Annotated in this window: 14 protein-coding genes; 4 read left to right on the plus strand and 10 right to left on the minus strand. The window is 67.9% G+C overall.

What is annotated here, in order from left to right; genetic code table 11:
* Positions 1–2: 2 nt before the first annotated feature.
* The gene (rpsR, locus tag KY572_RS43450) at positions 3–407 is read right to left on the minus strand and encodes a 30S ribosomal protein S18 (RefSeq protein WP_224249678.1); all 405 of its coding nucleotides are present in this window, start codon (positions 405–407) and stop codon (positions 3–5) included.
* A 45-nt stretch (positions 408–452) separates the two neighbouring features.
* Positions 453–923, minus strand: a complete 471-nt coding sequence (rpsF, locus tag KY572_RS43455) for a 30S ribosomal protein S6 (protein WP_224249679.1) — start codon at positions 921–923, stop codon at positions 453–455.
* Positions 924–1,282: 359 nt separating this feature from the next.
* On the opposite strand from rpsF, the gene KY572_RS43460 reads away from it, so the two are divergent.
* Complete coding sequence (locus KY572_RS43460) at positions 1,283–3,340, plus strand: hypothetical protein (protein WP_224249680.1); 2,058 nt, start codon at positions 1,283–1,285, stop codon at positions 3,338–3,340.
* A gap of 12 nt (positions 3,341–3,352) precedes the next feature.
* Here the strand turns inward: KY572_RS43460 and pth are convergent, their stop codons facing one another.
* The 5 genes from pth to KY572_RS43485 all read right to left on the minus strand — a co-directional run bounded on the left by pth (position 3,353) and on the right by KY572_RS43485 (position 6,674).
* Positions 3,353–3,928, minus strand: coding sequence for an aminoacyl-tRNA hydrolase (pth, locus tag KY572_RS43465; protein ID WP_224249681.1), 576 nt, complete (start codon positions 3,926–3,928; stop codon positions 3,353–3,355).
* 69 nt (positions 3,929–3,997) lie between these two features.
* Positions 3,998–4,720 (minus strand): 50S ribosomal protein L25/general stress protein Ctc, encoded by a 723-nt coding sequence (locus KY572_RS43470; protein WP_224249682.1) that lies wholly within the window; start codon positions 4,718–4,720, stop codon positions 3,998–4,000.
* Between the two features lie 173 nt (positions 4,721–4,893).
* A complete protein-coding gene (locus KY572_RS43475) occupies positions 4,894–5,847 on the minus strand; it encodes a ribose-phosphate pyrophosphokinase (protein ID WP_224249683.1) in 954 nt (317 codons plus the stop codon).
* Between the two features lie 41 nt (positions 5,848–5,888).
* Entirely contained in the window at positions 5,889–6,191 is a 303-nt protein-coding gene (gene spoVG / locus KY572_RS43480) for a septation regulator SpoVG (RefSeq protein ID WP_224249684.1), read from the minus strand.
* Between the two features lie 102 nt (positions 6,192–6,293).
* Positions 6,294–6,674 (minus strand): DUF5658 family protein, encoded by a 381-nt coding sequence (locus tag KY572_RS43485; RefSeq protein WP_224249685.1) that lies wholly within the window; start codon positions 6,672–6,674, stop codon positions 6,294–6,296.
* A gap of 199 nt (positions 6,675–6,873) precedes the next feature.
* Here KY572_RS43485 and KY572_RS43490 point away from each other — a divergent pair, with 199 nt between their 5' ends.
* The 3 genes from KY572_RS43490 to hpt are packed head-to-tail and all read left to right on the plus strand — an operon-like array spanning position 6,874 to position 8,853.
* Positions 6,874–7,473 carry a thymidine kinase gene (locus KY572_RS43490; RefSeq protein WP_224249686.1) on the plus strand — a complete coding sequence of 200 codons (600 nt, stop codon included), beginning with the start codon at positions 6,874–6,876 and terminating at the stop codon, positions 7,471–7,473.
* A 20-nt stretch (positions 7,474–7,493) separates the two neighbouring features.
* Positions 7,494–8,309, plus strand: a complete 816-nt coding sequence (locus KY572_RS43495) for a uracil phosphoribosyltransferase (RefSeq protein WP_224249687.1) — start codon at positions 7,494–7,496, stop codon at positions 8,307–8,309.
* Positions 8,310–8,319: 10 nt separating this feature from the next.
* The gene (gene hpt / locus KY572_RS43500; protein WP_224249688.1) at positions 8,320–8,853 is read left to right on the plus strand and encodes a hypoxanthine phosphoribosyltransferase; all 534 of its coding nucleotides are present in this window, start codon (positions 8,320–8,322) and stop codon (positions 8,851–8,853) included.
* A gap of 51 nt (positions 8,854–8,904) precedes the next feature.
* Here hpt and KY572_RS43505 read toward each other — a convergent pair whose 3' ends face one another.
* The 3 genes from KY572_RS43505 to KY572_RS43515 form a co-directional block, all read right to left on the minus strand.
* Entirely contained in the window at positions 8,905–9,915 is a 1,011-nt protein-coding gene (locus KY572_RS43505) for a ribonucleotide-diphosphate reductase subunit beta (RefSeq protein ID WP_224249689.1), read from the minus strand.
* A 113-nt stretch (positions 9,916–10,028) separates the two neighbouring features.
* Positions 10,029–12,503 carry a ribonucleoside-diphosphate reductase subunit alpha gene (locus KY572_RS43510; RefSeq protein WP_224249695.1) on the minus strand — a complete coding sequence of 825 codons (2,475 nt, stop codon included), beginning with the start codon at positions 12,501–12,503 and terminating at the stop codon, positions 10,029–10,031.
* A 474-nt stretch (positions 12,504–12,977) separates the two neighbouring features.
* Positions 12,978–13,778: an IF-2 protein gene (locus tag KY572_RS43515; RefSeq protein WP_224249690.1), complete on the minus strand. Its 801-nt coding sequence runs from the start codon at positions 13,776–13,778 to the stop codon at positions 12,978–12,980.
* Between the last annotated feature and the right edge of the window lie 81 nt (positions 13,779–13,859).

The raw sequence follows: 13,859 nt of genomic DNA on the forward strand, positions 1-13,859 counted from the left end.
GACTAGCCCACCATGGCGTTGTAGGGGAGGAGCGCCAGGCCGCGGGCGCGCTTGATGGCCACCGCCACCTCGCGCTGGTGCTTGGCGCAGTTGCCGGAGATGCGGCGGGGGATGATCTTGCCGCGCTCGGTGACGAAGTACTTCAGCGTCGCCTGGTCCTTGAAGTCCACCTTGGTGTTCTTCTCGGCGCAGAAGCGGCAGACCTTCTTGCGGCCGAAGCCGCGCCCGCCGCGCTTGTCGTCATCCATGCCGCCGCCGCGGTCGCCGCGATCGCCACCGCGATCCCGATCACCGCCGCGATCACCACCGAAGCCACCGCGATCGCCGCCGCCGAAGCCGCGGCCGCCACCACCACCGCCGGAGCGCGTGGGAGCCGCGGAAGTCGTCTTGTTATCCGTACCGTTCATGAGCGTTCTCGTTCTCGAAAGGGTCCGTGGAAGACCGAAGGGCGCTTAGGCCTCCTCGGTGCCCTCCTCCTCCGCCTCGCCAGCCTCGTCCACCGGCTCGCCGCGGAAGGAGGCCTCGCGCTCGGGAGCGCCCGGACGGGTCTCCTCGACGTCGCCCGCCATCTTCACGTCCTCGAGCACCGGCCGGGACTCGGGGTCCACCTCGTCCGCCAGCTTCACGGACAGGTAGCGCGTCACCTCGTCCAGGTTGCGCAGGTTGCGCTCCACCTCGGCCACCAGCTTGGAGTTGCCCAGGTAGTGGGTGTGGACGTAGATGGCGCGGGGCTGCTTGGCGATGGGGTACAGCGTCTTCTTCTTGCCCCACACCGTGAAGCGGATGACCTTGCCACCCTCGCGGCTGACGATGCCGCGGACGCGCTCCTTGAGGCGGTCCACGTTGTCGTCGGTCAGGTCGGGCTTGACCAGGAAGATGGTCTCGTACTCACGAAGCCGCACCGCGGCCTGTGTCTCAGCCATGTTTTCTCTCCCCTTGGGGTCGAGTGCCCCCCGGCCAATCCGGGGAGCGGGGAAACGGTCGTAGCGCCTCGGAGGCTCTACGCCGGGGACGGGAAACAGCGCGCCCGTCACCTTCGCGCTTCGTCCCGTGCGAACACGGGAAGATGGAAAAGAACATCCCCGACCACCCGGTAGGTGGGAGGGGAGGGGTCTTCTACGAGGGGGCACCCCCCAAGTCAAGGCGGAGGTAGCCGCCTGCCCGGCAGGCAAGCCCAGAGGGTGGGGCAGCCCTCCGGGCGGCGTGGCCCCGGGCCATCACATCCCCGCGCCTCGGACTCCAGTCATGGCTGAAAAACCCACCCATTTTCGAGGTCATTTTCATGCCCAACACCAAGCGAAACCACAACTCCAGGCCCAGGCGCGCTACCCGGGCGGCCGTCGGCGCCGAGGTGCTTGCCCCGCAGCTTCCCGTGGGGCTGAGCCAGAAGCTCGCGTCCATCCGGCTGAACACGGCCGACGCCGCCAGGGACGAGGTCGGCGCCCTCAAGCTCCAGCGGGCGGACGTGGCTCCCAGCGTCGCCACGCTCTTCCAGTCCTCGCAGGTCCGCGCCCTCAACTTCACCCGAGGAGTCATCGCCAACTGGCGCGACGACGCGGAGGCCGAGCAGGAGTCCGAGCCGCTGATGCGGTGGGCCCGGCGGTCCGGGCCCGCGGAGCGTCAGATGGTGAGCCGTGCCTTCCGGCTGCAGGGCAGGGGCTCGCTCGTCATCCACAACATCGGCGCCATGGACAAGGCGGACGCCCGGACGTTCATGAAGGACTACTTCGAGGCGGGCGGCGACATGGGGGATGTGGCCGAGTGGTTCCAGCGCGCTGGCCACGTGCTCCGCACCGAGCGGGCGCAGGCTCCGGGCGTCGAACTGTTCGGCGGGATCGTCGACTTCTTCAAGGATGCCGTGAAGACGGTGGGGGATGCGCTCCAGGCCGCGGGCAAGTCCCTGGGCGACGCCATCGGCAAGGTGGCCGGCTGGACGGCGGACAAGATCGCCGACTTCGTCGAGGGCCTCATCGCCGCGGGCCGTAGCGTGGGGGAGATCCTCGGCGAGGCGGTGAAGAAGGGCACGGCCACCCTGCGGAAGTTCGTCCGAGGCGTGCTCGACGCGGGCCGCTCGCTGGTGGAGGTGCTCGCCTGGTCCGCGACGCAGGTGGCCAGCACCGTCAACGAGGTCGTCGCCGAGGTGCTCGCGGCTGGCCGGCGCGTGGCGCAGATCATCCAGGCGGTGGCCAACCAGGTCGCCTCGGTCGCTCACGCCACGGTGCGGGCGCTGGTGGCGCTCGGCCGGCAGGTGAGGGAGATCGTCGACGCCACCGCCGAGCTGGCCGCGACCGCCATCGAGCGCATCTACAAGGGGCTCCAGCTCGCCGGGAAGACGCTGGCCCACGTGGCCGCGGAGCTGGTCCGCTACTCGGGCCAGGTGCTCCGGCGGATGGTCGAGGGGGCCTACCGGGCGTTCCGGCAGGCCGCCGACATCCTGGTCGCCTTCATGAAGGACCAGCTCGGCACCATCCGCATGGTGCTGGAGGGGCTGCTGGCGGCGGGGCTCCAACTCGCCCAGGCGGTGGCGGACATCGTCAATCGGGTGGCCCAGGCGTTCCGCAAGGGCTTCTTCGAGGGGCTCATCGCCCTGGGCAAGAGCCCCTTCCTCATCATGAAGGCGGCGCTGGAGGCCGCGGGCGGCGTGGCGGCCCTGGCCCTGGCCACGCTGCTGGACGTGCTGGGCGGGCACCGGGAGCTGACGGCGGAGGAGAAGCGCCAGGCCACCCGCGTCTACGGAAACACGATCGACCTGAGCCGCGTGAAGGTCGCCGTGGCCTCGCTCCCGGCCGACCTCATCAACCTGATCAACGGCAGCCGGCCCTTCACGACGATGTACGTCATCAACTTCGCCTCGTCGGCGGACATCGACATGAAGACGCTCATCCACGAGCTGGCGCACGTCTGGCAGGGCGTGATTGCCGGCCCGGTCTACATGATCCAGGCGATCGAGGCGCAGCTCGGCAGCGAGGGCTACAGCGTGACGGACGACATGCTCCGGGCGCGCGGCAATGACTTGAAGCGCTTCAACCGGGAGCAGCAGGCGGTGATCGCCGAGGAATACTGGTATGAGGCCTTCGGCCAGTCCGAGACCGCGTACCAGGGCCTCTCCAACCGGGGCCTGGACGTGGACCTGCTGAAGCCCTACGCCGAGCAGTTCAAGACCACGGCCCCCCTCGTCCCCCTGCCCGTGAAGCCCGTGAAGCCGCTGCCCATCGTGGACCTCGAACTGCCCCAGCTGCCGCGGCTGTCGCCCATCAAGAACCCGTCCCTCGAGGCGGCCCGCACGGTCCGGCGGCCCGCCTCCCGGCGCAAGGCGGGAGGCCGGGCCAAGCGGCGGTAGCCGGCGGAGGGCTCAGGCCTTGCGGTTGAAGCGGTTCATGGCGGTGGCGAGGCCCTCGCGTGCCCACGTCTCCGCCATGTCCGCGGCCCGGCCGATGAACTCCTCGAGCTGGCGCCGCTCCCCGTCATCGAAGCCGGAGAGCACGTAGCCGGCCACGCGCTCCTTGGCGTTGGGGCCCTCCGGCTTGCCGATGCCGAAGCGCAGGCGGATGAAGCCGTCCGCCCCCAGGCTCTGCACGGAACTCTTCAGCCCGTTGTGCCCGCCGGTGCCTCCGCCCGCCTTGAGCTGCAGCCGGCCAAAGGGCAGGTCCAGCTCGTCGTGGATGACGAGGATGTCCTCCACGGCCACCTTGTAGAAGCGCGCGGCCTCGGCCAGCGAGCGGCCGGACAGGTTCATGTACGTCTGCGGCTCCACGAAGAGGATGCGCTCGCTGCCCAGGGAGCCCTGGCCCACCCTGGCCTGGAACTTCTCCTGGTTCAGCTCCGCCCGGGCTCGGGGGAGCAGCGCCTCCACCACCATGAACCCGATGTTGTGCCGGTGCCGCTCGTACTCGCGCCCCGGGTTGCCCAGCCCGCAGATGAGCTTCATGGGAGGCTCCTAAAGAAAACGGGGCCGGCCCCGAGAGGCCAGCCCCGCTTCGGACGAACCAGCGAGAGCTTACTTCTTCGCCGGGGCCTTGGCCTGGCCGGCTGCCGCCTTGGCATCGCCCGCCTTGGCCTCGCCCGCCTTGGCCTCGCCGCCCTTGGCCGCCGCCGGAGCCGCGGCCGCACCCGCCGCCGGAGCCGCCGCCGCAGCAGCAGCCTGCGGAGCCTCCTCGCGCTCGGGCGCGGAGACCACGGCCAGCGTGTAGTTGACGTTCGTCTTCACCGACACGCCCTGGGGGAGCTTGATGTCGTTGATGTGGAGCGCCATGGCGATCTTGAGGTGGGTGACGTCCGCCTCGATCTTCTCCGGGATGGCCTGCGGCAGCGCCCACACCTCGAGCTCGCGGCGGGCCTGGGTGAGCAGACCACCGTCCGCGGTGCCGATCGCCTTGCCGGTGAGCACCAGCGGCACGTTCACCTTCACCTGCTCGTTGTCCTTCACCGCGATGAAGTCGGCGTGGAGCACCTCGCGGGTGACGGGATCCATCTGGTAGTCCTTCAGGAGGACCTGATGGGAAGCGCCGTCCAGCTTGAGGGTGATCAGGGTGTTGAACTTGTGCGGGGTGTTGATGGACTGGCGGATGGACTTCGGGTCCACCGCCACGTGCACCGGCGCCTGCAGGTGCTTGCCGTAGACGACCGCGGGAACCAGGCCCTGGCCGCGCAGCTTGCGGGCCGCGCCCTTGCCGGCGCCCTCACGGCTCTTGGCTTCGAGGGTGCTCTTGTCGACAGACATGGAAATGCCTCTTCGGGGAACTGCGAGTGCCCACCGGATCGCCCGGCGCCCTCGGCATCCCGCCCCGATGGCGGGCCCCGAAGACGGCGCCTCTCGAGGCTACCGGTGGAGTGGAGGTGGCACATGCCAGCCAGCGGGCGCGGAGTCAAGCCGCCCGCCAGCCGAGCGCGCGCCTAGACGAACAGGGAGCTGAGCGAGTCGGCCCGGTGGATGCGGGCAATGGCCTCGCCGAACAGCTTCTCCGTGGTGAGGACCTTGATCTTCGGGCACTCCAGGGCCGCGGGCGCCAGCGGCACGGTGTCGGTGAACACCACCTCCTCCAGCACCGAGTCGGTGATGCGCTGGATGGCGGGCCCCGAGAGGATGGGGTGGACGGCGTAGGCCACCACCCGGCGCGCTCCCTTGTCCTTCAAGGCGGCGGCCGCCTGGGCCAGCGTGCCGGCGGTGTCCACCATGTCGTCCACCAGCACGGCGTCCTTGCCCTTCACGTCACCGATGAGGTTCATCACCTCGGAGGAGTTGGGCCGCGGGCGCCGCTTGTCGATGATGGCCAGGCCCGTGTTCAGCCGCTTCGAGTAGGCGCGCGCGCGCTCCACGCCGCCCGCGTCCGGCGAGACGATCACCAGGTCCTGCGTGTCCGGGAAGCGCTTGCGCAGATCCTCGAGGAACACCGGCGAGCCGTACAGGTGATCCGAGGGGATGTTGAAGAAGCCCTGGATCTGCCCGGCGTGCATGTCCATGGACACCACGCGGGTGACGCCGGCCACCTCGAGCATGTCCGCGATCAGCTTGGCGGTGATGGGCGTGCGCGGGGCCACCTTCCGGTCCTGCCGGGCGTAGCCGTAGTAGGGCATCACCGCGTTGATGGAGCCCGCGCTCGCCCGCTTGAGGGCGTCGCAGATGATGAGCAGCTCCATCAGGTGATCATTGGCCGGCGGGCAGGTGGACTGGATGATGAACACGTCCTGTCCACGGACGTTCTCGCCGATCTCGACGTGGATCTCCCCATCCGAGAACCGCCCCACGGTTGCCTTGCCCAGGGGCCTCTTCAGATAGTCGCAGATCCTATGGGCCAGCCCCGGATTGGAGCTGCCCGAGAACACCTTGAAGTCATGGGCGGGCGGCATGAGCGCGCTACTAACCCGCCGCCGCCCGCAAGGGAAGCGCCTTAGTCGGCCTCGGCGGCCGCCATGACATTGTGCATGTGGACCCCTCCCATGGCCGTCTGTTTCTCGTACTCGTGAAGGATGATGCGCTCCATCTCGCTGCGGGTGTCCGCATTGAGGGGATGGGCGATGTCCTTGTAGGTGCCATCCTTGCGCTTCTTGGCGGGCATCGCGATGAAGAGCCCGGAAGCGCCGTGGATGACCTTGAGGTCGCGGATGACGAAGCAGTGATCCAGGGTGATTGTCACATAGGCCTTCAGCTTGTCCTCTGCGACGGGAAACACCCTGACGTCGGTGATGTTCATGTGGCCCCCCACCAGAACCCGAAAGAGCGGTGTTGGAGGGAAGCCTGGGACAGAGCGACCCCGAAATGCAAGTCCTTCGCTACTCAGTACGTTGTGCGGTTGTCATGCGAGGTGGGGCCAGTGGCGTACCAGGTGGGCCAGAAATGCCAGGTGGTACACGTTGATGATGGCGTAGATGAGGGCGCCTGCTCGGATGGCCAGCCGGCTGGCGCGCAGGGTGCGGTGCAGGCACAGCAGCGTCAGCCCCGCGTTCACGATGATGAGCTTGGAGACCATGAAGACCAGAGGGGAACTCTCGTAGGCTACCCGCATCAGCGGGTTGAGCTCCTCGGCCACGTCCAGCTGGAGGAACGTCAGGGTGAAGAGCCCATCCAGCAGGTTGAGCACCAGCAGGGCCACCGATGCCGGCGAGAGGTAGAAGGACCCCAGCCCCGCCCAGAAACTCCGCTCCTGCTGTTGTACCGTCTGTACCGTCGCCGCCACCCCGCACCTCCCCGTGAGAATCCTGCGGGTAGGCCCTTCAAGAGTCTTGCCAGCGCCGCAGGCCCCACCAGGTAGGCGCAGGCACGACGGCGGATGCGGGGGGCCGAGACAGGCTCGGGGCGGTCACGCGATCATTGACTCCGGGGTGGCGGTGCATGAGTATCCGCGCGCCCTCCGCCCCTCGGACGGGGATCATCTCGTGCACCAATTCCCCAAAGATATCGGGTGGATAGAGGTCATCTGCGGCTCGATGTTCTCCGGCAAGACGGAGGAGTTGATCCGCCGCGTGAAGCGCGCCGTGTACGGCAAGCAGCGCGTCCAGGTCTTCAAGCCGAAGATCGATGACCGCTATGACGAGACCCAGGTGGTCAGCCACTCCCAGCTCAAGCTGGTGTCCACGCCGATCGAGCGGGCTGAAGAAATTTTCTACCATCTGTCGCCTGAGACACAGGTGATCGGTATCGACGAGGTGCAGTTCTTCGGGCCCGAGGTGGTGCAGGTGTGCGAGGCGCTGGCCAACAAGGGGCTGCGCGTCATCTGCGCGGGGCTGGATCAGGACTACCAGGGGCGGCCCTTCGAGCCGATGCCGCAGCTGCTGGCGGTGGCTGAGTACGTGACGAAGGAGCTGGCCATCTGTGTGGTGTGCGGCAATCCGGCCAACCGCTCGCAGCGGCTGGAGGCTCGGGGCGAGCGGGTGGTGGTGGGGGCGGCGGGGGCCTACGAGGCGCGCTGCCGCAAGTGCCACGTGGCGGAGGCCGCCGAGGCCACGCCGCCGCAGACGCTGAAGCTGTTCGACTGACTCAGGAAGGGCAGGGTCCGATGCGCGACACTCTCTATGCGAACGTCCCGTTCCGGTTGAACGAGATCTCCCACCGGTATGGCCCGCAGGTTCACCTGGTGGGAAATCCTTTTCTCCTCTCGCAGCTGGCGACGCTGTGCGCCAAGGGGACGGTGCAGCCGCAGATCAACCGCCTGGTGGAGCTGCTGTACGCGGATCTGGTGAAGACGGTCATCAACGCGGAGTTCCCGCGGAAGATGGTGGCCATCCCCACGCGGATGGTGGACTCGACGCCGCAGGGCATCTTCCAGGGCGAGGTCATCGACGCGCACACGCGCGTGGTGACGGTGAACATCGCCCGGGCGGGCACGCTGCCCTCGCAGGTGACGTACGACCTGCTGAACGTGACGGTGGATCCGACGCTGGTGCGGCAGGACCACATCATCATGAGCCGGATGATCGACGCCGAGCACATGGTGGTGGGCTCGAACATCGGCGGGGCGAAGATCGGCGGGGACGTGGACGACGCCATCGTGCTGTTCCCGGACCCGATGGGGGCGACGGGGGGCAGCCTGTCGACGGCCATCTCGCTCTACAAGAACAAGGTGCCGGGCAAGCCTCGGCGGATCATCACGCTGAACCTGATCGTCACACCGGAGTACCTGCGGCGGCTGACGACGGAGCACCCGGACGTGACGATCTACGCGCTCCGGCTGGACCGGGGGCTGTCTCCGCCGGAGGTGTTCGGCACGGAGCCGGGGACGCACTGGGACAAGGAGCGGGGGCTGGACGAGCGGCAGTACATCGTTCCCGGAGGCGGCGGCTTCGGGGAGATCATGAACAACGCGTACGTGTAGGGGACGAGCCGTGGCTTTCTACGAGAGCGATGTCGGGACGCTGATCGACGAGAAGAAGGTCCAGGCGCGGGTGCGCGAGCTGGGCGCGGAGATCACCCGGGACTACCAGGGCAAGGATCTGACGTTGGTGTGCGTGCTGAAGGGCTCCACGTTCTTCGCGATGGACCTGGCGCGCGCCATCGATCTGCCGCTGACGATGGAGTTCCTGGGGGTGTCCTCGTACCAGGGCGGGACGGAGACGACGGGCGAGGTGCGCATCACCACGGACGTGAGCAAGCCGATGGCGGGCAAGCACCTGCTGGTCATCGAGGACATCATCGACACGGGGCTGACGATGAGCTTCCTGCTCGAGAACCTGCGGGCGCGCCACCCGGCGTCCTTGAAGGTGGCCTCGCTGCTGGAGAAGCCGTCGCGGGCCCGGACGAAGGTCCAGATCGACTACAAGGGCTTCGTCATCGACGACGTGTTCGTCGTGGGCTACGGGCTGGACTACGCGGAGAAGTACCGGAACCTGCCCTTCATCGGCGTGATGAAGGGCAAGTAGAAGGCTGGAGCTTCGGGAGCGGCGGAAGGGCGCCAGGAGCGCCCTCCTTGCTCAGAACGCGGCGTCGAGCACCACGTCGTTGGCGGCGCCCACGCCCACGCCCACCTGGTAGGCGCTCACGCGACGCTCGAAGAAGTTGGTGAGCTCCTGCACGTCCTGCAGGTCCATGAAGGACAGCGGGTTCTTCACGTGGAAGATCGGCGCCAGGCCCAGCATCGTCAGCCGCTGGTCCGCCACGTACTCCAGGTACTGCCGCATCTCCTGCGCTGACAGCCCCGCCACGCCGCCGCTCAGCAGGTCCTGCGCGAACAGCGTCTCGCACTCCACCGCCTCGCGGAGCATCTCCTCCACGTCCGAGCGCATCTGCGCGTCGAACAGGTCCGGCTCCTCCTGCAGCGCCACCTTGATCGTCTCGAACGCGAACGCCATGTGCGCGCTCTCGTCCCGGAACACCCAGTTCGTCCCCGCCGCCAGCCCGTTCAGCAGCCCCTTGTTCCGCAGGAAGTACACGTACGCGAACGCCGCGAAGAAGAAGAGCCCCTCGATGCACCCCGCGAAGCAGATCAGGTTCAGCAGGAACCGACGCCGATCCTCCTTCGTCTTCAGCTCCTTCAGGTCGTTGATGGAGTCCATCCACTTGAGGCAGAACTGTGCCTTGCGCCGGATGGAGGGGATGTTGTCGATCGCCGCGAACGCCTTGGCCCGGTCCGCCGGATCCGGCACGTACGTGTCCAGCAGCGTCAGGTAGAACTGCACGTGCAGCGCCTCCTCGAAGAGCTGGCGCGACAGGTACATGCGCGCCTCGGGCGCGTTCACGTGCTTGTAGAGGTTCAACACCAGGTTGTTCCCGACGATGGAGTCGCCCGTCGCGAAGAACGCCACCAGACGGTGGATCAGGTGCCGCTCCGCGTCCGTCATCTTGCTGCGCAGGTCCACCAGGTCCGTGGAGAAGTCCACCTCCTCCACCGTCCACGTGTTCTTGATGGCGTTCCGGTACATCTCGAAGAAGGCCGGATAGGCCATCGGGCGCAGCGTGAGGTTCATCCCGGGGTCCAGCAGCATCGTCGGCATCCTCTGAAGTGAAGTTCGAAAAGGAGAAAGCGAAGGAAAGGGCGCCCCTCTCGCGAAACAGAGGGACGCCCCAGGTCAACCAGGAAGGGCAGGGGAGCGGCGGCCTACTGGCAGGCCTCGCACATCTCCGGGTTCTCCAGCGAGCAGGCCACCGCCTCGGCCTCCGTGTACACCGGAGCCTCGGGCGCCGCCGTCACCGCGGGAGCGGGCGTGGGGGCCGCCACCGGAGCCGCGCTGGCCGCCGGCATGTTCGGCGTGGAGGTGATGCTCGCCCCCGCCGGAGTGCCCACCGTGGCCTTCGCGATGCGCGTCGCAGGACGCGAGCGCATGTAGTACGTCGTCTTCAGCCCCTTCTGCCAAGCGTAGAAGTACATCGAGGACAGCTTCCCGATGTTCGGCGCCTCCACGAAGAGGTTCAGCGACTGGCTCTGGTCGATGAACGCGCCCCGGTCCGCCGCCATGTCGATCAGCGAGCGCATGGGGATCTCCCACGCCGTGCGGTACACCGCCTTGAGGTCCGCCGGCAGCTCCGTCAGGTCCTGCACGCTGCCCTCGGACAGCTTCAGCCGCGAGCGCATCGACTCGTTCCACAGCCCCAGCGCCTGCAGCTCCCGCACCAGGTACTTGTTCACCTGCAGGAAGTCACCCGACAGCGTCTCGCGCTTGAAGAGGTTGGACACCTGCGGCTCGATGCACTCGTAGCAGCCCGCGATGGACGCGATCGTCGCCGTGGGCGCGATCGCGATCATCAGCGAGTTGCGCAGCCCCGACTTCTGGATGCGCGCGCGCAGCGCGTCCCAGCGCGCCTTGTCCTCGGGCACCACGCCCCACGCGTCGAACTGGAGCTCGCCCCGCGCCGCCCGCGTGTCCGGGAACGTCAGGTGCGGCCCATGCTGCTCGGCCAGCTCGCACGAGGCGGTCAGCGCCGCGTAGTAGATCTCCTCGGAGATCTTCTTCGACAGCGCGCGGGCCTCGGGCGCGTCGAACGGCAGCCGCAGCTGGAAGAACACGTCCTGCAGGCCCATCAGCCCCAGACCCACCGGGCGCCACTTGCGGTTGGACTCCGCCGCCGTCGGGATGGGGTAGTAGTTGAGATCGATCACCCGGTCGAGCTGCCGGATGGCCAGCGCCACGTTGGCCCGCAGCCGCTCGAAGTCGAACTTTCCGTCCACCATCATCCGGCCCAGGTTCAGCGAGCCCAGGTTGCACACCGCCGTCTCCGAGGCGTTCGTCACCTCGAGGATCTCCGTGCACAGGTTCGACAGGTGGATGACGTTGCCGTCCTTCGCCGTCTGGTTGCTCTTGCGGTTGCTGATGTCCTTGAAGGTCATCCAGCCGTTACCCGTCTGCGCCAGCGTCTTCATGATGCGCGCGTACAAATCCCTGGCCTTCACCTTGCGCACCGCCAGGCCCTTGGCCTCGGCCTCGGCGTACGCCTTCTCGAAGGCCTCGCCGTACAGGTCCGTCAGGTGCGGCGTCGACTTCGGATCGAACAGGGACCACTCGGCGTCCTGCTCCACCCGCTTCATGAACAGGTCCGGCACCCAGTTGGCCAGGTTCAGGTTGTGCGTGCGGCGCGCCTCGTCGCCCGTGTTGTCACGCAGCTCGAGGAAGTCCTCGATGTCCGCGTGCCACGTCTCCAGGTACACGCAGCACGCGCCCTTGCGCTTGCCGCCCTGGTTCACCGCCGCCACCGACGCGTCCAACGTCTTCAGCCACGGGACGATGCCGTTGGAGTGCCCGTTCGTCGACTTGATCAGCGAGCCGCGCGCGCGCACCCGGTGGTACGCCACGCCGATGCCGCCCGAGAACTTCGAGAGCATCGCCACGTCCGTGTACTTCTTGTAGATGGCCTCCAGCTCGTCGGCCGGCGAGTCCAGCAGGAAGCAGCTGGAGAGCTGCTCGTGCCGCGTGCCCGAGTTGAACAGCGTGGGCGAGCTGGGCAGGTACTCCAGCGAGCTGAACAGCCGGTACAGCTCGATGGCGTCCTTGGCCGAGTCCGTCAGCGCGCACGCCACCCGGAGGAAGAAGTCCTGCGGCGTCTCGATGACCTCGCGCGTCTGCGGGTTCTTCAGCAGGTAGCGGTCATAGACGGTGCGCAGGCCGAAGTACTCGAACAGGTCGTTGCGAGCCGGATCGATGGCCGCGTTCAGCTTGCGCGCGTTGGTCTGCACGAACTGCAGCAGCCGGTCCGCGATGAGCCCGTGCTTGTGCCCCGCCGCCACCGACTGCGAGAAGGAGTGGATCTCCTGGTTGGAGACTTCCTTCTGGATGTAGGTGGCCAGCAGCCGGGCCGACAGGCGCGCGTACTCGGGCTCGTCGACGATGAGCGCCGCGGCCGTCTGGATGGACAGGCTGTCCAGCTCCTTCGTCGTGGCCCCGTCATACAGGCCGCTGATCGTCTTGGTGGCCACCCGGAGCGCGTCCACCCGCGAGAGGCCCACGCAGCAGCGGCTCACCGCCCGGACGATCTTGTTGAGGTCCACCGGCTCCGCATTGCCGTTGCGTTTGCGCACCCGCATCATCGTCGGGGCCAGCTCATTGGCGGGCGTCTGCGGCGCGGCGGCCGGAGCGGGCATGGGCGGGACGACAGAAGCGGGCTTCGAGGTGGGGATCTCGACGGTCACGAGTAGCGCACTCCCAGTGAAGACACGACAGGACGGACCCCTCCCGTTCGGAGACCGAGGGGGCTCGTCGTGTCCTTGAAAGGTTGGTTTCTTGTGGCCCGAGGGGCGCTCCCTACAGGGGTAGGGGGGCCGACGGGGACGCACAACCTATTGGGGGCCCCGACCGGTGTCAACGCGAGATCTAGGGGATGCCTGGGCCCGACCCTTGCAATCTATGATCAGTATCCAACGCTTCTTTCGACACGTGCGCGCAACGCGTCAGGACCCCAGCAAGAGGTGGGCCTGACCCACCCGCCGAGACGGATTCGTGGCACGTCCCAGGAGTGAAGAATTTCCTGGAATCCAGGCAAGCCTCGAGGCCGTTCCCACGCGTTCATTTCCGACCACTCCAGGCCTTCGAAAACACGCTCTTCAGGGGAGGGAGGCTCAGGGGGGGGCACTGCCTGCATCCGGACTCAGGGGCTGGTCTGGAGGGGCGGGCTGGGGCTCTCCGCCGGCGGTAGGGGCCGCGGGCGGGGTGGGGGTGGGGGCCGGGGCCTGCTCCTGGGACGGGGGCGCGCTGAGGGTGTGGACGGCCTTGCGGAGGGACTCCTCCAGGGCGTTGGCGGCGGGCTCCACCTGGGAGAGCATCTGGTTCGCGCTGCGTGCGTGCCGGGTGTCACTCTCGGAGGCAAGCCGGAGCTGGGCCAGCGCCTCGGCGATGAGCTTGCGCGCGTCCTCCATGCGCTGCCGGGCCTGGTAGTAGGCCACCTCCGCCAGCATCCGCTTGAGAGAGGTGCGCTGCTCCTCGCTGAGGCCGGTGAGGCGCTCGGCGCGTCGCAGGTAGTAGACGCCGCGCTCCACCCGGGGCGGCTCGTCCGAGGCGATGCGCGGCCGGGCTAGCGCCTCCAGCTGGGTGAAGAGGGCCCGGTCCAGCTCGTCCCGCTCGCTGAAGCGCTGGGTGAGGAGGCTCGCGGGGACGTCGTGGTTCTCCAGCGGGATGGGGGCGTACGTGTCCGCCAGCCCTACGTCGCTCGGCCGGAAGGGCAGTGCACCCCAGGGCAGCATCCGCCCCTTCATGACGATGAGCTGCCCGCTGTCCACCGCCAGCGTGAAGGTGCGCGCGTTGAGCTGGGAGAGCAGGAACGCCACCGCGCCGCCCATCGCCAGCACGAGCAGCGTCACCACCAACCGCGTGAGGGTCCGCATGGCCCTGGCGCCGAAGCCTTGCTGAGGGTTGCCGTTCATCGCCTGCTCTCCTGTCATCCGATCGTGCGGCCCTGGGGACGGAGCCGTCGTTTCCTTGGGACCTGAGTCCCGGCAGCTATA

The organism is Hyalangium gracile, assembly GCF_020103725.1.
Lineage (GTDB): Bacteria > Myxococcota > Myxococcia > Myxococcales > Myxococcaceae > Hyalangium > Hyalangium gracile.

Coding starts and splice junctions, on each gene's coding strand:
- KY572_RS43470 (WP_224249682.1), bottom strand. CDS start 4,720: ATGTCTGTCGACAAGAGCACCCTCGAAGCCAAGAGCCGTGAGGGCGCC.
- rpsF (WP_224249679.1), bottom strand. CDS start 923: ATGGCTGAGACACAGGCCGCGGTGCGGCTTCGTGAGTACGAGACCATC.
- rpsR (WP_224249678.1), bottom strand. CDS start 407: ATGAACGGTACGGATAACAAGACGACTTCCGCGGCTCCCACGCGCTCC.
- KY572_RS43505 (WP_224249689.1), bottom strand. CDS start 9,915: ATGCTGCTGGACCCCGGGATGAACCTCACGCTGCGCCCGATGGCCTAT.
- KY572_RS43475 (WP_224249683.1), bottom strand. CDS start 5,847: ATGCCGCCCGCCCATGACTTCAAGGTGTTCTCGGGCAGCTCCAATCCG.
- spoVG (WP_224249684.1), bottom strand. CDS start 6,191: ATGAACATCACCGACGTCAGGGTGTTTCCCGTCGCAGAGGACAAGCTG.
- KY572_RS43515 (WP_224249690.1), bottom strand. CDS start 13,778: ATGAACGGCAACCCTCAGCAAGGCTTCGGCGCCAGGGCCATGCGGACC.
- KY572_RS43510 (WP_224249695.1), bottom strand. CDS start 12,503: ATGCCCGCTCCGGCCGCCGCGCCGCAGACGCCCGCCAATGAGCTGGCC.
- pth (WP_224249681.1), bottom strand. CDS start 3,928: ATGAAGCTCATCTGCGGGCTGGGCAACCCGGGGCGCGAGTACGAGCGG.
- KY572_RS43495 (WP_224249687.1), top strand. CDS start 7,494: ATGCGCGACACTCTCTATGCGAACGTCCCGTTCCGGTTGAACGAGATC.
- KY572_RS43460 (WP_224249680.1), top strand. CDS start 1,283: ATGCCCAACACCAAGCGAAACCACAACTCCAGGCCCAGGCGCGCTACC.